Genomic DNA, 21,057 nt, shown 5'->3' on the forward strand with positions numbered 1-21,057 from the left:
TAAGATGCATTCAAACCAGAGCCAGAAAAAACAACTTATCACCGTGCTTGGTGCTACCGGCTCGATAGGGGTCAATACATTGGATGTATTGTCGCGCCACCCTGATATGTTTGAAGTGTTTGCCTTAACCGGGCGCAGCCAGATTGCATTACTCGCCGAACAAGTCATTAAATTCAAACCTAAGTATGCAGTGCTTGAAACTGAACAAGCTGTAAATGTGCTTAAGGAATTTCTGAAAGATACACAGTCAAATACTGAATTACTTTTTGGTCCCCAGGCATTGATTGATGTTTCTGCCGACTCTGAAGTCAATATTGTGATGTCAGCCATTGTGGGTGCGGCTGGATTATTACCTACAATGGCAGCGGTGACCGCAGGGAAAAAGGTGTTGCTTGCAAATAAAGAAGCGTTAGTAATGTCTGGTGAGCTTTTTATTAACAATGTTAATAAATTCAATGCGCAACTGATTCCTATCGACAGTGAGCATAATGCTATTTTCCAATGCTTACCCAGTGATTTTACATATGGCGATAAAACCGCATCAGGTATTGCACATTTGTTGTTAACAGGAAGTGGCGGGCCATTCAGAGAGTTGTCTTTATCAGATTTTGAAGCAATTACGCCAGAACAAGCATGTGCTCATCCAAATTGGGATATGGGTAAAAAGATTTCGGTAGATTCGGCTTCTATGATGAATAAAGGACTCGAGTTTATTGAAGCAAAATGGTTGTTTGGATTTGACGAAAAAGATATTCAAGTGGTCTTGCATCCACAAAGCACTATTCACTCAATGGTTCAATATATTGATGGTTCGGTTATTGCGCAGTTAGGCAACCCAGATATGCGTACGCCGATTGCCTATGGATTAGGTTTTCCAAGGCGAATCGATGCGGGTGTGAAAACTTTAGACTTTAATCAATTATCTGACTTTTCGTTTAGCAAACCTGACCCGCAGCGATATCCAAATTTATATCTTGCAATAGAAGCATGCAAGGAAGGGCAAGCGGCAACCACCGCGTTAAATGCAGCCAATGAAATTGCAGTAGAGGCTTTCCTTGGTGGGCACATTACATTTACACAAATTACTCAAATAAATGAGCAAACACTCGAAAAGCAGTGTCATACTAAGCTTACATGTATAGACAGTATTATTGATCACGACCATACGAGTCGTTTAACTGCGGCACAAGTCCTTAAAGAGGTATGTAAGTGTTAGACATTATTTGGAATGTTTTTTCTTTTGTGTTGGCCCTAAGTATATTAGTGGCCGTTCATGAGTGGGGCCATTATTACGTCGCAAAGTTATGTCATGTTAAGGTACTGCGCTTTTCTATTGGGTTTGGAAAACCTATTTACCAACGCATAACATCATCTGGCATGGAGTTTGTTATTGCTGCTATACCTTTAGGTGGATATGTCAGAATGCTGGATGGTCGTGTCGATACTCTGAGGCCAGAAGAGTTTGATGTGTCGTTTGACCATAAACCTGTTTTACAGCGCATGGCTATCGTGTCAGCCGGCCCTATTGTTAACTTTTTATTCGCAATTTTTGCGCTAATGATGGTCGGCTTGCTTGGTTCGCAATCAGCAAAAACCATTGTTGGTGAAATAATCCCCGATTCTTACGCTGAAAAAGCAGGGCTTTCGGTAAGAGACGAAATAAAAGCGGTGGCCGGAAATGAAGTTGATAACTGGCGCGATGTTAGCTTAGAAATGGCGACTCACACCGGTGAAGACGAAATTCGAGTGCTAGTTAAAGGCCAAAAAGGGTATACGGAAGAAAAAATATTACCTATTAATGGTTGGAAAATTGACCCAAAGTCAAGCGACTTGTTTGCTGACTTAGGGTTTATACCTTTCTCGCCACCCATCACCAATACTTTAGCTTTAGTACCTAAAGATGGGCCTGCAGGAGCAGCAAATATCCAGGTTGGTGATGAAATAATAAAAATAGATGGAACCTTGATGACAAATTGGAGACAAATAGTCGGGTACATTGAACAAAGACCCTCACAAGCTGTAGAGCTTGAGGTTATTAGGCTAAATGAGAACGGCTCAGCTGAAAACATTGAGATTAGTCTTTTGCTTGGAACGAAGCCAGATGACCCTAATAAAGGTTATATGGGTGTGGTTCCTTTGCGCGAAGAGTGGCCAAGTGAATATATAGTTAAGACAAAGCTTGGCCCGATAGACGCGTTAATAAAAGGCACAGAAGGGACTTGGCGCTTGATGGTAAAGACTACCCAAATGTTGGGTAAGTTAGTTACTGGCGACTTGTCTATGAAGAGTTTGAGCGGACCGATTTCTATTGCTCAAGGAGCTGGAAATCATGCAAGTTATGGATTAGTAGCTTTTCTAGGATTTTTAGCGCTTATTAGCGTAAATCTTGGTATCATTAATCTTTTGCCATTACCCATCTTAGATGGCGGGCATTTGTTGTACTTCACCGTAGAGTGGATAACTGGAAAGCCGGTGTCAGAGGCAGTTCAGGAAGTAGGGTTTAAAATTGGTGGTGTGATCTTAATTTTGGTCATGGGTACTGCTATTTTTAATGACATCCTACGAAATACATAAGAATAATCTCTGACATGCAAAATCTTGGAATTTTAATAGTTGATGAAGTGTAAAAAACTAATTTTTGCAGCCATATTGCTGGCGTGCTCCTGTGTACTTTGGCCACAAACATCGTGGTCACAAAGTGCGAATGACTTTGTTGTCGAAGACATCCGTGTTGAGGGTTTGCAAAGGGTTGCTCTTGGCGCCGCGTTAACTTACCTCCCTGTGCAGCGAGGTGACACCTTAAATCAATTTAGGGTATCGCAACTTATTCGGTCACTATATTCTTCGACTCACTTTGAGCGTGTTGAAATATTCCGTGACGGCAATGTCTTGGTGGTTAAAGTGTCTGAAAGGCCAACCATCAGTAATATCGTATTTGAAGGTAATGACGATATAAAAGACGAACAACTTCAAGAAAGTTTAGATAATTCTAATATTAGAATTGGTGAACCACTTGATCGTACCGTTATCACTTCGATCGAAAACGGTTTAAAAGACTTTTTCTATAGTATTGGTAAATATAATGCTGATGTGACTGCGATAGTTACCCCTCTGCCGCGAAATCGTGTAGACGTGAAGCTCTTATTTGAAGAAGGGGATGCGGCTAAAATACGTCAAATCAATATTGTAGGTAACCAAATATTTGAAGACGAAGAATTGTTTAAGCAAATGGAGCTTAAATTTAATACGCCATGGTGGGATTTCCTGTCAGAAACAAGATACCAGCAACAGACCTTGTCTGGCGATATGGAAACCATTGAAAGTTATTATAAAGACCGCGGGTATTTGCAATTTGCAATAGAATCAACCCAAGTCTCTATGTCACCTGAAAAAGATGGTATTTACGTTACCATGAACGTAAAAGAGGGCGAAATCTACGAGGTCTCAGATGTCGAACTTGCCGGAGATTTGCTAGGCTTTGAAGATTTTATCAGCACTATCTTACCGATAAGAACGGGGCAAATATACAATCAGGCGACAGTGACTTACACGGAAGAGTTTATCTCTAATTATTTAGGTCGTTTTGGTTACGCTTATCCAACAGTAACCACTATTCCTGATATAAACGAAGAAGAGAAAACGGTTAAACTTACCTTGTCGGTTGACCCGGGCAAACGAATTTATGTGCGCCGGATCGCGTTTAAAGGTAACACTATTACTTCTGATGATGTATTGAGGCAAAACGTTGTGCAAATGGAAGGTAGTTGGTTAGCCAATCAATCACTTGAAACTTCAAAAGCGCAGTTATCTCGTTTGACCTACATGGAAGAAGTTGAATTTGAAACCATTCGCTTACCTAATGAAGACGACAAGGTTGATGTTGAATTCACTGTAAAAGAGCAGCCAGCAGGTTCATTTAATGCAGGGATTGGGTATGGCGATGCGACAAAGTTAAGTTTACAAGCCGGTATACAGCAAGATAACTTTTTGGGCACAGGTAAACGAGTCGGCGTAAGCTTAAATACGGTTTCTTACCAACGTAGTGCTCAAATTACATACTTGGACCCATATTTTACGATTGATGGCATTAGTTTAGGTGGTAGCATTGGTTATAGTGAATTTGACGGTGCAAGCTTTAACGTCATTGATTTTAATACTAAGCGTTGGTCTGTGGGCGGCAATCTTGGTTATCCTATAAACGAGGTTAACCGAATTAGTTTTGGCTTAACCTACTCAAATGTAGAGTTACAGCGTGATAATACTCGTTATGTACAAACAGCGCGGTTTTATGACCAGTTTCTCAATCCAAACGACCCCGATGCCGCCATTGAATATGATAGTTTTTTGGCTTCAGTATCGTGGACTCGTAACACCTTAAATAGAGGTTTATTCCCAACTGCTGGCTCGACACAGCGTGCATCTTTCAGTGTTACCACGCCTAACTCAGATGTTAACTACTTTAAATTTGTTGCAGATACCAAATGGTATTTCCCATTGACGAGAAACCAACGTTGGTCAGTATTGGCAAGACTCCGCCTTGGTTACGGTAATGGTTACGGAGACAAAAACGGAGTAGAACAAATTTTACCGTTTACCGATAACTTTACGGCTGGCGGTGCTGATACCTTGCGTGGTTTCGAAAATAACACGGTTGGTCCAAGAGGTGTTGTTCGTCAAAGTTCAGTGATTGCGACTACGCCAAATGGCGTGCCTATTTTCCAAAACCCAGAGAACGATCAAATTGCGTTATCACAAAGAAGTTTGGGTGGTAATGCTATGGCGTTGGGTGGCTTAGAGCTTATTGTGCCTACCCCTTTTGTTGATGAAGAATTTGATAATTCAGTACGGACTAGTATTTTCACTGACGTAGGTAATGTTTGGGATACAGAATTTAACTACGATTTATACCGTACCCTTAATTTGGTCAGCAGTAGCGACGAATTATTGGATTATAGTGATTGGAAATTGTACCGTGCGTCAGCGGGTGTGTCTGTGCAATGGATTTCACCCATGGGACCAATGGTGTTTAGTTTCTCTAGAGCCCTGAAAGAAAGACCGGGAGATGATGCAAGATTCTTTACATTCAACATTGGATCAACCTTCTAAGCAAGGTATAATACACAAAAAGTTTTTTGCACGAATTTAACAAGGTTTGTTGTTTAAATTACAAAAATTATTAAAACCTAAAGGAGTTTTACATTGAAAAGTTTAATTAGAGTGTTGTCATTAGCTGTTTTGTTTACAGTAGCAACGATGTCAACAGCAGCAAATGCTGAACAAAAAATCGGTGTGGTTAACGTTCAAGCGGTATTGGCTAATTTGCCACAAGTGGCAACCATTGAACAAAACATCAATGCTGAGTTTGCTGACCAAATGCAGGAAGTTCAGCGTTTACGTGCAGACGGTAATTTTTTAGTAGAAAAATTGCAACGCGAAGAAGCTACAATGAGCGAAGCACAAATCAAAGAATTACAAGCGCAAATCAATGATATTGGCCAGCAATTACAACAAAAAGGTCAGCCTCTGCAACAAAATATGCAACGACGTTCACAAGAAGAGCGTGATAAATTATTAGGACTTATCGGCCAAGCAATACAAGCTATTGCGGATAGTGGTAAATATGACTTAATATTAAATGCTACAGCAGTACCTTTTGCTGGTGAAGAATTCAATATTACTCAAGAAGTACTAGACCGAGTAAGCAAAGCTAATTAATTAATCAAGGGTGAGAACTTGGCGCGAATGCCTTGTTCGGCATTGCCACTCAAATTGATGTTTAAATCAGACCAACTTTTGTTGGTCTGATTTGTTTTAGGCGACTAAACCCTTATTATACAAAGCGAAAATACTGAAGAGTGCCTGATTAGCCACAATGTGCTAGTCGTTTTTGTAGGAGAAATAATTGGCTAACTCGTTAAACACAATTGAAATCAAAGAAATAATGTCTTTGTTACCCCACAGATACCCCTTTTTATTGGTCGATAGAATTACTGACTACGAGCTAGGACAGTCTATTCATGGGTATAAAAACATCACGATAAATGAGCAGTGCTTTTTAGGGCATTTCCCTGGTGAACCAATATTTCCCGGCGTCATGATTTTAGAAGCAATGGCCCAAGCAGCGGGTATATTAGGTTTTAAAACCATGGGCAACAGCGACCAACTATACTTATATGCAGGTATCGATAAAGCTCGCTTTAAAGCGCCTGTTGTGCCGGGTGATAAACTTGAAATTGCGGTTAGGCTCTTGAAAGAACGCCGTGGCATTTGGAAGTTTGAAGGTATCGCATCGGTAGATGGTAAAGACGTGTGTGTTTCTGAATTTATGTGTGCTATGAGAGATTACTAAAATGATCCATCCAAGTTCAGTCGTGTCTGAAAACGCCGTAATTGGCAACAATGTGCATATAGGTCCGTTTTGTTACATTGGCGACAACGTAGAAATTGGTGATGATTGCAAATTCTTAAGCCATGTAGTGGTGAAGGGACATACCAAAATTGGTAATAATAATGAATTTTTTCAATTTTGTTCAATTGGTGAAGATTGCCAAGATAAAAAGTATGCTGGTGAAGAAACCTTTCTAGAAATTGGCAATGATAATGTATTTAGAGAGTCTTGCACTATCCACAGAGGAACCATACAAGATCAATGCTTGACTAAAATTGGTAACCGCAATTTGTGCATGGTCAATACTCATTTAGCGCATGATTGCATGGTTGGTGATGACAATATTTTAGCAAATAATGCTACTGTTGCAGGCCACGTCCATATTGGTGATTTTGTTATTTTGGGCGGCATGACAGCGGTTCATCAATTTTGTCATATTGGCTCGCATGCGTTCACCGGAGGTGGAGCGATCGTGCTTCGTGATATTCCTCCTTATGTGATGTTCAGCGGCATGAAAAACGTACCCCAAGGTACAAATAGTGAAGGGTTAAAACGCAGGGGTTTTAGTCCGGAACAAATTCGTAACGTAAAAAATGCTTATAAAGTCATATACCGTCAAGGACATACTTTGGAAGAAGCGACAGAAATATTGGAAAAACTAAGCGACACACAAACTGAATTACGGGTGATGGTAGAGTTTTTGTCTTCGGCCAATCGCGGAATTGCTAGATAAATTCACCATGAATATAAAGAAGCCACTGAGAATAGGGCTTGTTGTTGGTGAAACATCTGGCGCTATATTAGCGCAAGGCATGCTTAAAGAAATTCTCCAGCGCTACCCCGACGCAGTCGTTGAAGGTATTGGCTCACAACAACTTATCGATATGGGTATGAACAGTCTATTTGATATGAATGAACTTTCTGTCATGGGCTTAGTGGAGGTTTTAAAGCACTTACCTCGTTTGATGCATATTCGTAAAACAGTCATACGTCACTTTATTAATAGTCCGCCCGATGTCTTTATTGGTGTAGATGCACCTGATTTTAATCTCACAGTAGAAAAAAAACTAAAGGCCGTAGGGATACCGACGGTACATTATGTTAGCCCAACGGTATGGGCGTGGCGCGAGAAACGAATACATAAAATTGCTAAGGCTACCAATTTAGTCTTAGGTGTATTTCCTTTCGAAAATGAAATTTATGCAAAATATAATATTCCCTTTAAATTTGTTGGCCATACTATGGCCGACAGTATCCCTATCGAAATAGATAAAATTGCAGCAAAAGATGCATTGCAGCTGAGGGCAGACAATTTGTATTTGGCATTATTACCGGGCTCTCGAAAACGTGAAATTGATGCCTTACTTAATGTTTTTATAGATACATATCAGCTTTTAAAACAAAAACATCCAAATATGAGGATCATCATTCCTGCGGTTAATCTCGAACGCGAAGAGCAAATTAAGGAAATGTTGAAAGATAATTATCCAGAATTAACTGACTATATTATTTCTCGTCGTCCTGCTCGAGAAGTGATGATGGCCAGCGATTTGGTTTTACTTGCTTCGGGCACAGCGGCATTAGAGGCGATGTTGTGTAAAAGCCCTATGGTGGTTGCTTATAAAATGTCTGGCTTAACTTATATGATGATGAAACGTTTGTATAAACCAGCTTACTTTGCGCTACCAAACATATTAGCTAATAAATCCTTAGTACCTGAGTTTTTGCAAGAACAAGTCAATCCCGATAATTTGGCTCATCACCTCGAACAAGTCATGTCTGAAGAGCGAGAAGACTTGTTGCTAGACTATACTGCCATTCATAATAGTCTGGCCAAAAGTGCTGATGTTGAATCATCTAAGGCTATCTTATCCCTTATTGGCGAGAGTCAAAACCACGATGATTAACTGTTTGGTCGCTGGCGTTGATGAAGTTGGACGAGGGCCCCTTGTTGGTGACGTGGTGACCGCCGCTGTTATTTTAGATCCTGAGCAAACAATCAATGGTTTAACCGATTCGAAAAAACTAAGCGCAAAAAAACGCGAAGCTTTGCTAATTGATATTAAGGCTAAAGCATTAGCTTACTGCATTGGACGTGCGAGTCCTCGTGAAATCGATGAACTAAATATTTTGCACGCGACTATGCTAGCGATGCAAAGAGCTGTACAAGGTTTAAAAATTCAACCTGATTTGGTGAGAGTTGACGGCAATCGATGCCCTAAATGGCAATATAAAAGTGAAGCCGTAGTAAAAGGTGATCTCAAGCATGCCGAAATTTCAGCTGCATCTATTTTAGCCAAAGTGACACGCGACAAAGAGATGTATGAGCTTGATCAAAAACATCCAGAATATGGGTTTGCAAAGCATAAAGGGTACCCCACAAAACAACATTTCGAAGCCTTGGCACTACATGGGCCGATTGCTGAACACAGAATGAGTTTTAAACCAGTTCAAGTCGCCGCCACAAAAGGGTAGAATATCTTATAAATGTGAGTCCTTCACTTATAAACTTGGAGTACCTGTCTACGTGACAAAGCAATTCGTTCATTTGCGTGTACATAGTGATTTTTCAATGCAAGACGGTTTGAATAAAATCAATCCGATCCTTGATGCCAGTTTAGCTCTAGAATACGAGGCTATTGCGTTAACTGATCTCATGAACATGTGTGGCTTAGTCAAGTTTTATTCGTCAGCCAAAAACAAAAATATCAAACCTATAATAGGCTGTGATATTTGGTTAGAAAGTGAGGTTCTTGAAGACGAAATTGTACAAATTTGTGTATTGGCCATGGATGAGCAAGGTTATAAAAATATCACAAATATGATATCTGATGCTTATTTACGTGGTCATGTGCAATACAAAGTAGTTGTTAACCAAGCACTTTTAGCAAAGTACAATGCCGGTGTCATTGTGTTGTCAGGTGCACTAGAGGGTGATTTAGGAACAGCCATTTCATCACATAAAACTGAGCAAATTGGACAAATTCTTGAATTTTATAAAACCTATTTTCCAGACCGTTATTACATAGAATTGCAGCGAACAGGCCAAGGTGGTCAAAATTTTTATATTGAAAAAGCTGTTGAGCTTGCCGCTCAGTACGATTTACCGGTGGTGGCGACCAATAACGTCCGTTTTTTAAGTGCAGAAGACTTTGAAGCTCATGAGGTTAGAGTATGCATCAGCGAAGGATACACGCTTGATGATACACGGCGAGTAAAAAAACACACCGAACAGCAATATTTACGAAGCGCAGATGAAATGCTGGCTTTGTTCGATGACATTCCTCAAGCGATAGAAAACTCGGTTGAAATAGCTAAACGATGTAACGTCGAATTAACCCTTGGGAAATACTTTTTACCTAATTTTCCTACGGGAGAAATGACGGTAGAAGAATTTTTAGTCGATCAATCAGAAAAAGGTTTAGAGCGGCGCTTACTGCAAATTTTTCCTGACCAACAAGAGCGTCAAGCAAAGCGAGCTGAATATGATGAGCGTCTAGCAATTGAATTAAAAGTAATTAACCAAATGGGTTTTCCGGGTTACTTTTTGATTGTTATGGAGTTTATTCAGTGGAGTAAAGACAACAACATTCCAGTCGGTCCAGGCCGAGGCTCTGGCGCAGGTTCTTTAGTTGCCTATGCGCTAGATATTACTGACTTAGATCCTCTAGAGTTTGATTTATTATTTGAGCGCTTTTTAAACCCTGAGCGCGTATCTATGCCCGACTTTGATATTGATTTTTGTATGGATAGGCGCGATGAAGTCATTGACCATGTCGCAGATATTTACGGTCGGGACGCGGTTTCGCAAATTATTACTTTTGGTACCATGGCTGCAAAAGCGGTAATTCGGGATGTAGGTAGAGTAATGGGCCACCCTTACGGCTTTGTCGATAAAATATCTAAAATGATTCCGGGTGACCCCGGCATGACGCTGGCAAAAGCATTTGAAGTTGAACCGCGTCTTCCAGAGATTTATCAACAAGATGAAGAAGTAAAAGAACTCGTTGATATGGCCAGAATTCTAGAGGGAGTAACTCGAAATGCTGGCAAGCATGCGGGTGGCGTAGTTATATCGCCTACTACAATCACTGATTTTGCGCCTCTTTATTGCGACGATACTGGAGCAAACCCGGTAACGCAATTTGACAAGAATGACGTTGAAACCGCAGGCTTAGTAAAGTTTGATTTTTTGGGTTTGCGCACACTCACTATTATCCAGTGGGCGATTGACATGATTAAGGAAGTACAAGGGATTGAAATTGATATCACGAGTATTCCTTTAGAAGACCAACGTTCGTTCAATTATTTAAAGCAAGCAGAAACAACCGCCGTTTTCCAGCTTGAATCTCGTGGTATGAAGGACTTGATAAAGCGCCTGCAGCCCGATGTGTTCGAGGAAATTATTGCCTTGGTAGCACTATTTAGGCCAGGGCCTTTACAGTCGGGTATGGTTGATAACTTTATTGACAGAAAACATGGGCGAGAAGCGGTTTCATTTCCTGATGAGAAATATCAACATGAGTGTTTGCAAGAAATTTTAGAACCGACATACGGCATAATATTGTATCAAGAACAAGTTATGCAGATAGCACAAGTAATGTCGGGGTACTCGCTAGGGGGCGCTGATTTATTGCGCCGCGCCATGGGCAAAAAGAAGCTTGAAGAAATGGAAAAACAACGTTCATTTTTCAAGCAGGGCGCAATAGACAATAATATTGATCCTGACTTGGCGATGAAGATATTCGACTTGGTAGAGAAGTTTGCAGGGTATGGTTTTAACAAATCACATTCTGCTGCATATGCGTTGGTGTCTTATCAAACATTGTGGTTAAAGGTACATTATCCTGCTGAATTTATGGCTGCCGTTTTGTCTGCAGATATGGATAACACCGACAAAGTAGTGACACTTATTGACGAGTGTGCAAATATGCAATTAACTGTGCTACCACCTGATTTAAATAGCGGTGCCTATAAATTTACGGTCAATAAGAATGGTGAAATTGTATACGGAATTGGCGCAATAAAAGGCGTTGGCGAGGGGCCTGTCGATGCAATCATTGCAGCGCGCAAGAATGAAGGTGAGTTTATTGACCTTTTTGATTTTTGTGCAAAAGTTGATCTAAAGAAAATCAATAAACGTGTGCTTGAAAAACTGATTTTATCTGGCGCCATGGATAAGCTTGGTCCCCATAGAGCTGCTTTAATGGCAAGCCTCAAAGATGCATTAGATGCGGCAGTGCAAAATGCAAAGGCGGCAGCAGCGGGACAAGCTGATTTATTTGGCATGGAAGATTTTACCCAAGCGCAAACTGAGCATAGTTTTAAACAAGTTCCTCCGTGGCCCGAACGAGTATGGTTAGATGGCGAGAAAGAAACGCTAGGACTATATTTAACTGGTCACCCAATGAGTCAATACATTCAAGAATGTAAAAATTATATTGACTGCACAGTAAAAGATTTAATGCCAACACAACGAGATGTTTTTACACGGACTGCTGGCTTGATATATGCAATAAGAGTATTAACAAATAAGCAGGGTAGACGTTGGGCGCTAGTCACGCTTGATGACAAGTCAGCGCGTATGGAAATGCGCGTTAGTCCAGATGCTTTTGAGCAATACGAAGCGCTCTTAAGTACCGATAATCTTATATGGATAAAGGGACAGGTCAGCTTTGATCGGTATAACGAAAGCACTACAATGAACATTAAAGAAGTCATGACACTTTCTGATGCAAGAAATCGCTTTGTTAAAAAACTCAGCCTAAACTTAGCATCTAAAGATTGTACCGTGTCGTCAGTGGCTAAATTGCAAGATATACTGCACGAATACAAAGGCGGTTCGTGTCCGCTTCATTTATTGATAGAACATCCTGATACCGCACTTGAAATGGCGGCAGGCGCTAGCTGGTATGTTAGACTAGAGGATGACCTTTTAACGCAATTAACGCATATGTTGGGTGACAAATGCGTGAACATGTCGTTTAATTAAACTAATTTACAAAATGGATACATTATAATGGGCTTACAATTTCTTGATTTCGAGCAACCAATTGCCGAACTGGAAGCCAAAATAGAAGAACTTCGTATTGTTAATCAAGGTGGTGACTTTGATGTCGGTATAGAAGAAGAAATCACTAAATTACGCGAAAAAAATGCCGAGCTAACCCGTAAAATATTTGCAGGTTTAGGCGCGTGGCAAATTTCCCAAGTGGCGCGACATCCAATGCGTCCATATACGCAAGATTATATTGACAATATTTTCACAGATTTTGATGAACTTGCCGGTGATCGAGCTTATGCTGATGACAAAGCAATTATTGGTGGTCTCGCTAAGTTAGATGACGTACCAGTGATGATCATTGGACATCAAAAAGGCCGCGATACTCAAGAAAAAATTAAACGTAATTTTGGTATGCCTAAACCAGAAGGCTATCGCAAAGCTTTACGGTTAATGAAAATGGCGCAACGATTTAATCTTCCAATATTAACCTTTATAGACACACCAGGTGCATATCCGGGTGTGGGTGCAGAGGAGCGGGGACAAAGTGAAGCCATTGCAACTAATTTAAAAGAAATGGCGGAACTAAAAGTCCCTATCATCTGCACGGTAATCGGAGAGGGTGGCTCTGGTGGCGCGTTGGCAATTGGTGTTGGCGATAGAGTCAATATGCTGCAATATTCAACTTATTCAGTGATATCACCTGAGGGTTGCGCGTCGATATTATGGAAAAGCGCTGAAAAAGCGCCTGTCGCAGCAGACGCAATGGGGGTAACCGCACCTCAAATACGCGATCTCGGACTGATTAACACGATCGTAGATGAGCCACTGGGTGGCGCTCATCGTGATCATAAAAGTATGGCTGCGAATTTAAAAGCGACGATAAAACAACAGTTGGCTCAGTTGCAGTCTTTAAATAATCAGACCCTTATGCAAGAGCGTTATGAGCGTTTGATGTCTTTTGGTTATTGCTAAAGGATAATTAAAAGTGGCTAACAATGAACCTAAGTGCATCAGCACAACTTAAGTTAAAAGCTGAACTACTCAAAGAATTGGCTTTATCGCTTGATTTGCCCTTTGCAGCAGACCTTGATAACAATGAATTTGACTTAACACACGTTCATGTTTGTGTTGCACTTTCTGGTGGCATGGATTCAAGCGTACTATTGCATCTGTTAAGTATTTTACAAACGACATATCAGACGAAAAGCTTTAATTTAAGTGCTATTTATATTAATCATAAATTAAGTCAAAACGCCGATTCGTGGCAAGACTTTTGTGCGGATAAATGCAAGCAATACAAGATTGAATTTGCCTCGCAAGCAGTAAATATAGAAAGAAAGCCTCGACAAAGCCTAGAGGCGATTGCCAGAAAAATGCGCTATCAAGCGCTTAGTGATGTAATTGCCAGACTCCACAATAGCAGAAGTGACTCAGAAAAGTGTCAACAAAAAATATGTGTTGCGCTTGCACAGCATAAAGATGATCAAGCAGAAACATTTTTTTTGCAACTCAAGAGAGGGGCTGGTGTGAAAGGTTTAGCAGCCATGGCAAGTCACTTTGAACGTCATGATACCCAATTTGTGAGACCGTTATTAAATTTTACTCGTGAGCAGCTTTTTAGTTTTGCAACACATGAAAATCTCGCATGGATTGAAGATGAATCGAATGATGATGACAGCTTTGATCGTAATTATTTACGTAAAAATGTTATGCCTTTTATTACGCAAAAATGGCCGCAATTCACAACCACATTAAGCAGGAGCGCACGGTTATGTGCTGACGCAGATACTGTTATAGGTGAATATATGCTTAGCCTTGCTCCAACGATATGTCAAGGTCAAAATCGGATAGATATAGCGTCTTTTAATAAACTTTCTGTGCCGACTCAACGTAGTTTTTTACGGTTTTGGTTGTCATCATTTTTACAGACAGCACCATCCTTAAAGCAATTAGAAGCGATATTAGGCTTGTGTCTTAAATCAACAACTGCGTCGGCTCATATTCGTGTTGAGGATTATGCCGTTGAACGCTTTCAGGAGCAGCTTGTACTGAGTGCCATCCCAAATAACACCAGTGAAGAAAATATTCCGTCGTATATTACTGACAAGCCAAGAGAACTAGTTTTCGATCAAACAGGTGCAATTGTAATAACAAATAAAATAAGGTTAGAGCAAGTCTCAGATAAAACTCAACATAAAGATAGCGTTTATTTACTGCCACAAGAAAGCTTAACTTGGAGCTTTGGGGCTAGTAATCTCAAGTTTAAACCCTTCGAAAATAGACCTACTAAAGCGCTAAAAAATTGGTATCAAGAGTGGGGAGTCTCGCCTATGCAGCGGCAAAAAGTGATCGTGATTTCCTCAGGCACCCAAGCTTACATGGTGATTATAGAAGACAAAGTAAAGTGGTCTAAGTCTGAAATTGTTAAACCAATTTATGCTAAGGTTGTTTTTTCTAAGTAAATAAGGCGCTTATGAAGTCATTAAGCTGCTATATATAAATTTTTACCTGCTCTTTTGGCTTCTATCAAGGCACTGTCAGCTCTTTCAAATAGGCTTCTAGCATTATCGGATTTAATAAAAGATGTTGCTCCAACACTACTAGATACACCGTGTTGCAAAAATAATGGATGCTTCAATATAGAATTGTTAATGCGGTCAGCGACCATTTTGTTTGCTGTGGCGTCGCTATCGATAAGTAAACAACAAAATTCATCGCCACCAAATCGAAAAGCATAATCCGAATCTCGTAAATTACTTTCGAGTATTCTTGCAAAGGCAATCAATACGTCGTCACCTTCTTGATGACCAAAACGGTCATTTACCAACTTGAAATTATCCAGATCAAACACGAGTAAACCAAAAATTTCGTCATTTCTGTTACTTATACTAATTAGCTTGCCGATGGTTTCATCGTATTGGCTACGGTTTCCCAAACCTGTCAACATATCTTTGGTTGCCAGTTGGCTAATTCTAAAATATTCTAGAGCATGACGTAAACTCATCGCAAATATACTATGCATTTCGGATAGAAGTGCGCGTTGAATAGGGGTCAAGACTTTTTCGAAAGAATAAGCTAGCTGCGCATGCTGTGGGGTCCCAAAAGGGTGTCCATAATAAATGGAGATTTTTAGCTTGCGACTATTTGCTTTATTTTTTCCTGCTTGTAATAACTTTTCAGCAAAACTTAGATTCAAACTATTACAGGGTAATTTCATATTAAGAAAAGCAAAGTACTCGTTTATTAATTCTTTCAAATCAATAGAAGAAAGCATTGCCCGCATAAATTTAGCGGACTCAGCAATGGTCAAAACATTGCTTTTTTCGATGAGTGTTTTGTTGTCATGAACGTTTTTTGTTTCTATGCCGACAGTACTCATATCCATCACTATACTCCATAAAGTTGGTGATTAGCTGAATCAAATTAATTAACGCTATTACTCGCTTGATGTTGAGAGTTATCAACAAATAACGCCATATTTTGCAAGGTGTCAAATAACCGTCAGTATCCGTACTAATATCGTTAGTTTAGCGTAAAGTCTTACTCATTCGTTCGTTTGTTTTGTGCTAAACTGCCGATATACTGAGGCTTAGCACTGTCATCAACTTACAGTAGCGATGCTGACAAGAACGATTAAATCAAGTCCTAACTAAAGGTCCTATCGGTTTTAAAAAACCATGCAGAGTTTGGTTTGCAAATTTAATGCCAAGGCTAGGTAATGGGTCACTGATACACGACATGCGAGTACTATTTGGATAATACCTTCGTTAACATTATTTCGTTAATGGCCATTGCCGTGATACTGGTGTGGCTTTTTAAACGGATTAAACTACCTCCAATATTAGCGTATTTATTTGCGGGTGTGGTTGTAGGGCCAGAAATATTCAAACTTTATACACAACCCGAAGACATGCATTTGGCAGCAGAGGTTGGGATAGTATTTTTGCTGTTTACTTTGGGTTTAGAATTTAGCTTGGCTCGTATGTTGGCAATGCGGCGATTGGTTTTTGGTGTTGGCCTTATACAAATGGTCGTCACTACCTTGATATTTGCCGCAATGGGCGGTTTATTTAATTTGTCATTAACGGCGTCCATTATTATTGGTGCATCTATAGCGCTCTCGTCGACCGCAATAGTGATTAAAACCATTGATGAGCAAGGAAAATTAAATACTCAACGATCGCAATTAGCTGTTAGCATTCTTTTATTTCAAGATTTAGCGGTTGTGCCGCTTCTCATCATTATTCCTTTGTTGGCTGTGGCTACCGAACAAAGCATTGGTATTGCAATTTTTATATCTTTGCTTAAAGGTATATTTATCGTAGCGATATTACTTGCTATTGGTAAATGGGTTTTGCCACGCGTATTTAACGAAATTGCCAAAACAAAAACAGAAGAGCTTTTTGTACTGTGCACAATACTGATTGTTCTATTGGCTGCCGGTGCCACCTATATGTTTGGTTTGTCCATGGCTTTAGGCGCATTTTTGGCGGGGATGATGCTATCTGAATCACAATATCGACATCAACTAGAAGCAGATATAAGACCATTTCGTGATATTTTGATGGGATTATTTTTTATTACTGTTGGTATGAAGCTAGAAATATCGGTTTTGTTGTCACATTGGTATCTTATTGTCTTTGGGTTAATTGTGTTGGTCGCTGTAAAAACTGCTACGGTGATGATTGCCAGTCGTTTAGCGAATACTACTGCCGAAGATGGTTGGGCTGCCGGTTTTAAATTGGCGCAGATGGGTGAATTTAGTTTTATTATTTTAGCACTAGCATTAGAAAATGGGCTCATTAGCGATTTGGATTCATCAGTTTTGGTTTGCATTGCACTTATCAGCATGGGCATAACACCTTGGTTGATAGGCAACAGCGGTGGGTTTGCTGCTAGACTAAGCGGAAATAAACTTCATGAAAAGCTCCAAGCGCAAGCACAGGTAGTCTCGAAGTTACAAGACCATGTTGTTATTTTAGGGTTTGGGCGAGTAGGGCAATCAATGGCCAGAATGCTCAAGTTGGAGGCCTTGCCATACATTGTAATCGACAGCGATCCTATACGTGTAGAACAAAGCCGTACTGCAGGTGAAGCTATTATTTATGGCGACGTTAGCCAAAAAGATATTTTAAAAAGCGCCAATATAAGCCAAGCAAAATTAGCGATAGTGACCTTCGATGAGCACGAAAAAGCGCTGAAAGTTATTAATACTATTAAACATATTAACGAAGATGTTACGTTAATCGTTCGCACACGCAAAGACTACGATATGCAAGATTTGTATGATGCTGGGGCAAAACAAGTGGTTCCAGAAGTACAAGAAGGCTCTTTGATGTTAATTTCTCAGGTACTCCATTATTCGGGCGTTCCAATGTCTCGAATATTAAAAAGAATCCGAAGTGAACGTAAAGAAAAATATCAACATATGCATGGCTTTTTCCCCGGAGAAACAACCGAGATCACATACGAAACTACGGATAAACTCGAATTTATGCATGCTATTGTGATGAGTGAAAATGCCTATGCAGTAGGACGTTCTCTTGAAGAACTTAATTTATTACGTAAAAAAGTAAAAGTAATTGCCTTGCGCCGACAAGGTAAAGAGTATGAAAACCCTGCCTTAGATATTGTGATTGAAGCACAGGATGTTGTTATAATTACGGCAAAACCTCGCCGTATGGAAAGGATCGAAAAGTTTTTGTTAGATGGCGGGTAATTGCTTCTATTCGCAAAAATTGAATTCTTTTTATTGCATTTAGAAGTCTTTTGAGTGAGCGCTTAGTCTTTAAGAGCTTCGAACTCTTTATTCAAATTGTATTTTTCATCAGTCACAATTTTTTCGAGTACTTCGAGCCGTTTTGACATTGTTAGTAAGTCTTTTTGCATTTTTTCGTACTCTATTGTCATCTGGTCATTGGCAGCTTTAGGCACTCTGTTTGCGCTAAAGTGCTTTGTTAAACTGACCACTGTTGCCCCAATAATGCCGACTATTGCAATTGCGGTTATGTCCATGTCTATACCCCTTTTATTTTTTAACGCTTTATATTAAAGCTTGTTTAAGCTTAGGTCTATTAGCATGTTACAATTAACAACCTAAGTATAACGGATAAACGCGTTACATTATAAATGTAGACTGCAAATAGGTTGCCAAATATTAAAAATTGATAAGCTATTGAAAATATTAATATTAATCCTTTTTACTTTACTGTGTTGGTGAATTCGACTAAGCATTCGCATTTAATAATTACACTTTTTGGTCAAATTAACGATGAGTGACAAAAACGATCACATATATTTTATGCAAGCAGCATTAAAGCAAGCCGTTCTTGCACAAAATATGCAAGAAGTTCCAGTGGGTGCAGTGCTTGTTGCCGATGGTAAGATAATTGGTGAAGGGCATAACCAACCAATTGTGAATAGCGACCCTTCTTTACATGCCGAAATGCTTGCAATTAGGCAGGCTGCCAAAAATGTAGGAAATTACCGCTTACCCAACACAACTCTTTACGTAACGCTTGAACCTTGTTGTATGTGTGCCGGGTTGCTAGTGCATAGTAGAATAGAGCATTTAGTGTTTGGCGCGAAAGACCATAAGGCTGGTGCAGTCGGAAGTATTACCAATATTGCTCAACATCCCAAGCTGAATCATCAAATTAAGGTTACTTCTGGTATTTTGGAAGAAGAGTGTGGCCAGATACTTTCATCTTTTTTTAAGCATCGGCGTTTACAAAAAAAGAGGCAATAATTGGGGGAGTTTAGGCTCGTTGTTTAACACGCTTCCTGCATATCAGCGTCTGTATTAAAATTAATAAATTGTTTTCTTCTAACTAAAACCCGTTGATGTAATTTTTTTATCATCACCCGGCGTTGATTATTATTCTTTAATCGTCGGCTTCTATTTAATCTTGTAGTGTTTTTCATATAATCTTCCTGTCTGGTTTAGCGTTTATTCGTTTTTTGCTTAAATGTAGTTATGGTAATAATTGAAGCAATATTTGCACCAAGTTGCTTCAAATAATGGAGGGCTTGTTGGATTGCTTATGAATCTTACCCTGATCATCAACGAATAATTTTGCATTTTTATGAAGATTAAATGTGGGTTTTATGACATTTTTCAAGCCTAAAATTAGGCCTTAGGCGTCGAGCCCATTCAAAAGCGAATTATTGCTCGTTTAGATTGGGTGTTTGTTGTGCCTGCGAAGATACTGCTTCCGATTCTATGAGTTCAGGTAAAATTGACTCTGACTGGTTTTCATCTAACCAGAGTAAACTGTCATAGTAACGTCTTATGTTGTCGACATAATTGACTGCTTCATCGCCTCTTGCATAACCAAAACGAGTGAATTCATAATATCTTTTTTGACGCAGTAAAGGTAAGTGTTTTTTGACGTCTATCCAAAGATCAGGGTTATAACCTAAGCGCTCGGTAATTCTTCTGGTATCCTCTAGATGACCCAATCCTATATTGTAAGCAGCCATTGCCATCCATACACGGTCGGGCTCTTTAATTCTCGCTGGTATTCTTCTTAACAAACTTGCAAAGTATCTTGAGCCACCGCTAATACTTTGTTCAGGATCGGTACGCACAGTTACCCCTAAATCTTTAGCGGTTCCGCGTGTCAACATCATCATTCCCCTCACGCCAGTAGGAGATATTGCATCAGGATTCCAATGACTTTCTTGATATGCCATTGCTGCGAGTAAACGCCAATCAATATCGCCTGCATGAGCTTGGAACATTTCTTTAAATTGCGGTAGCTTTTGCTCTACGGAACGCACGAAGGCGCGAGTGTCAACAAAGTCAAAGGTTCTAACATGGCCAAAATATTTATCCTCTAACACAGCCAGTTGTCCGCTTGATTGCATTTCGCCAAAATATTCCAACATGGCGGCACGTAACGAGTCATCTGTTGTTTTATTCAACATCCAAGCAATTTGCAAGGTATCTGTAATAGAAAAACCAATCCCCAAGTTCGCAAAACGTCGTCGAGCAACATCTAAAATATTTGAATCAGCAATGGTATAGTCCAACTCACCATTCGCTACCATTTCGAGTAATTCTTCGATATCCTTTTCATTAGTTTCTTGCCAACTGATAGCGCCGTCATTTTCAAGCTTTGATTGCAAAGGTTCACGATACAAATCATTCGCAATAATGGTTAGATTACCTTCGAGCTCTTCAAAAGATCGAGGCCGGTCTTGCCCTTTTTGATATACCAATTCAAAATTCAAAGACTGATACGCAGGGCCAAATTTGTATGCTGCTTTGCGGCCGTTTGTCATGGTGATATTGGCAGCGAGCAAATCAACACGATTGCCGTCTAATTGTTCAATGAGTTCTGCATATGAGTAGTAGGGATATACCTCTAATTTAACATCTAGAAATTCCGCGAAGCCTTGCGCAAGCTCAAACTCAAAGCCTTCTTGTTCCTCAGCGCCGTTATAAAAGGTAGTGCGGCCATATATCGACCCAACTTTGAGCACGCCATCTTCTATAATACGAGAAAGCTTAGTCTCGTTTGAATAAGGCTTACAACTTGTCAGCATGGCACATATTACAAAAACCAATGCCGAGCGAAGCGATAAGCTCATGGGAGTGAACAATCGATAGATAACTTTATCCTTTGCGTTTTCATTAATGGTATTAGTAATTGAGATTAGG

At 39.9% G+C, this 21,057-nt stretch carries 16 protein-coding genes; 13 read left to right on the forward strand and 3 right to left on the reverse strand.

What is annotated here, in order from left to right; genetic code table 11:
* Window positions 1–4: 4 nt before the first annotated feature.
* The 11 genes from ispC to tilS all read left to right on the forward strand — a co-directional run bounded on the left by ispC (window position 5) and on the right by tilS (window position 14,854).
* Complete coding sequence (gene ispC, locus RM552_RS02440; RefSeq protein WP_311367205.1) at window positions 5–1,216, forward strand: 1-deoxy-D-xylulose-5-phosphate reductoisomerase; 1,212 nt, start codon at window positions 5–7, stop codon at window positions 1,214–1,216.
* A complete protein-coding gene (rseP, locus tag RM552_RS02445; RefSeq protein WP_311367206.1) occupies window positions 1,210–2,574 on the forward strand; it encodes an RIP metalloprotease RseP in 1,365 nt (454 codons plus the stop codon). Before ispC ends, rseP begins: the two co-directional genes overlap by 7 nt.
* A 42-nt stretch (window positions 2,575–2,616) precedes the next feature.
* Complete coding sequence (bamA, locus tag RM552_RS02450) at window positions 2,617–5,106, forward strand: outer membrane protein assembly factor BamA (RefSeq protein WP_311367207.1); 2,490 nt, start codon at window positions 2,617–2,619, stop codon at window positions 5,104–5,106.
* A 93-nt stretch (window positions 5,107–5,199) separates the two neighbouring features.
* Window positions 5,200–5,715 carry an OmpH/Skp family outer membrane protein gene (locus RM552_RS02455; protein WP_311367208.1) on the forward strand — a complete coding sequence of 172 codons (516 nt, stop codon included), beginning with the start codon at window positions 5,200–5,202 and terminating at the stop codon, window positions 5,713–5,715.
* A gap of 187 nt (window positions 5,716–5,902) precedes the next feature.
* Window positions 5,903–6,349: a 3-hydroxyacyl-ACP dehydratase FabZ gene (gene fabZ / locus RM552_RS02460; RefSeq protein ID WP_311367209.1), complete on the forward strand. Its 447-nt coding sequence runs from the start codon at window positions 5,903–5,905 to the stop codon at window positions 6,347–6,349.
* Window position 6,350: 1 nt separating this feature from the next.
* Entirely contained in the window at window positions 6,351–7,121 is a 771-nt protein-coding gene (lpxA, locus tag RM552_RS02465) for an acyl-ACP--UDP-N-acetylglucosamine O-acyltransferase (RefSeq protein WP_311367210.1), read from the forward strand.
* A 7-nt stretch (window positions 7,122–7,128) separates the two neighbouring features.
* The gene (gene lpxB, locus RM552_RS02470) at window positions 7,129–8,295 is read left to right on the forward strand and encodes a lipid-A-disaccharide synthase (RefSeq protein WP_311367211.1); all 1,167 of its coding nucleotides are present in this window, start codon (window positions 7,129–7,131) and stop codon (window positions 8,293–8,295) included.
* Window positions 8,291–8,863 carry a ribonuclease HII gene (rnhB, locus tag RM552_RS02475; RefSeq protein WP_311368258.1) on the forward strand — a complete coding sequence of 191 codons (573 nt, stop codon included), beginning with the start codon at window positions 8,291–8,293 and terminating at the stop codon, window positions 8,861–8,863. The genes lpxB and rnhB overlap by 5 nt, the downstream gene beginning before the upstream one ends.
* A 52-nt stretch (window positions 8,864–8,915) precedes the next feature.
* A complete protein-coding gene (gene dnaE, locus RM552_RS02480; protein WP_311367212.1) occupies window positions 8,916–12,380 on the forward strand; it encodes a DNA polymerase III subunit alpha in 3,465 nt (1,154 codons plus the stop codon).
* A 27-nt stretch (window positions 12,381–12,407) separates the two neighbouring features.
* The gene (gene accA / locus RM552_RS02485) at window positions 12,408–13,364 is read left to right on the forward strand and encodes an acetyl-CoA carboxylase carboxyl transferase subunit alpha (protein WP_311367213.1); all 957 of its coding nucleotides are present in this window, start codon (window positions 12,408–12,410) and stop codon (window positions 13,362–13,364) included.
* A 23-nt stretch (window positions 13,365–13,387) separates the two neighbouring features.
* The gene (gene tilS / locus RM552_RS02490) at window positions 13,388–14,854 is read left to right on the forward strand and encodes a tRNA lysidine(34) synthetase TilS (protein WP_311367214.1); all 1,467 of its coding nucleotides are present in this window, start codon (window positions 13,388–13,390) and stop codon (window positions 14,852–14,854) included.
* A gap of 20 nt (window positions 14,855–14,874) precedes the next feature.
* On the opposite strand, the gene RM552_RS02495 is transcribed toward tilS, so the two are convergent.
* A complete protein-coding gene (locus RM552_RS02495) occupies window positions 14,875–15,777 on the reverse strand; it encodes a GGDEF domain-containing protein (protein WP_311367215.1) in 903 nt (300 codons plus the stop codon).
* 366 nt (window positions 15,778–16,143) lie between these two features.
* On the opposite strand from RM552_RS02495, the gene RM552_RS02500 reads away from it, so the two are divergent.
* Window positions 16,144–18,111, forward strand: a complete 1,968-nt coding sequence (locus RM552_RS02500) for a monovalent cation:proton antiporter family protein (RefSeq protein ID WP_311367216.1) — start codon at window positions 16,144–16,146, stop codon at window positions 18,109–18,111.
* A gap of 62 nt (window positions 18,112–18,173) precedes the next feature.
* Here the strand turns inward: RM552_RS02500 and RM552_RS02505 are convergent, their stop codons facing one another.
* On the reverse strand, window positions 18,174–18,407 hold the full coding sequence (locus RM552_RS02505; RefSeq protein WP_311367217.1) for a hypothetical protein: 234 nt from the start codon (window positions 18,405–18,407) through the stop codon (window positions 18,174–18,176).
* A gap of 256 nt (window positions 18,408–18,663) precedes the next feature.
* On the opposite strand from RM552_RS02505, the gene tadA reads away from it, so the two are divergent.
* On the forward strand, window positions 18,664–19,140 hold the full coding sequence (gene tadA / locus RM552_RS02510) for a tRNA adenosine(34) deaminase TadA (protein ID WP_311367218.1): 477 nt from the start codon (window positions 18,664–18,666) through the stop codon (window positions 19,138–19,140).
* Between the two features lie 416 nt (window positions 19,141–19,556).
* Here the strand turns inward: tadA and mltF are convergent, their stop codons facing one another.
* Window positions 19,557–20,987 carry a membrane-bound lytic murein transglycosylase MltF gene (gene mltF, locus RM552_RS02515; protein WP_311367219.1) on the reverse strand — a complete coding sequence of 477 codons (1,431 nt, stop codon included), beginning with the start codon at window positions 20,985–20,987 and terminating at the stop codon, window positions 19,557–19,559.
* Window positions 20,988–21,057: the final 70 nt, after the last annotated feature.

Origin of the sequence: Glaciecola petra, from assembly GCF_031846345.1 — a bacterium.
Classification (GTDB): domain Bacteria; phylum Pseudomonadota; class Gammaproteobacteria; order Enterobacterales; family Alteromonadaceae; genus Glaciecola; species Glaciecola petra.

Coding starts and splice junctions, on each gene's coding strand:
- RM552_RS02495 (WP_311367215.1), bottom strand. CDS start 15,777: ATGGATATGAGTACTGTCGGCATAGAAACAAAAAACGTTCATGACAAC.
- lpxB (WP_311367211.1), top strand. CDS start 7,129: ATGAATATAAAGAAGCCACTGAGAATAGGGCTTGTTGTTGGTGAAACA.
- ispC (WP_311367205.1), top strand. CDS start 5: ATGCATTCAAACCAGAGCCAGAAAAAACAACTTATCACCGTGCTTGGT.
- tadA (WP_311367218.1), top strand. CDS start 18,664: ATGAGTGACAAAAACGATCACATATATTTTATGCAAGCAGCATTAAAG.
- mltF (WP_311367219.1), bottom strand. CDS start 20,987: ATGAGCTTATCGCTTCGCTCGGCATTGGTTTTTGTAATATGTGCCATG.
- accA (WP_311367213.1), top strand. CDS start 12,408: ATGGGCTTACAATTTCTTGATTTCGAGCAACCAATTGCCGAACTGGAA.
- bamA (WP_311367207.1), top strand. CDS start 2,617: ATGAAGTGTAAAAAACTAATTTTTGCAGCCATATTGCTGGCGTGCTCC.
- lpxA (WP_311367210.1), top strand. CDS start 6,351: ATGATCCATCCAAGTTCAGTCGTGTCTGAAAACGCCGTAATTGGCAAC.
- tilS (WP_311367214.1), top strand. CDS start 13,388: ATGAACCTAAGTGCATCAGCACAACTTAAGTTAAAAGCTGAACTACTC.
- RM552_RS02505 (WP_311367217.1), bottom strand. CDS start 18,407: ATGGACATAACCGCAATTGCAATAGTCGGCATTATTGGGGCAACAGTG.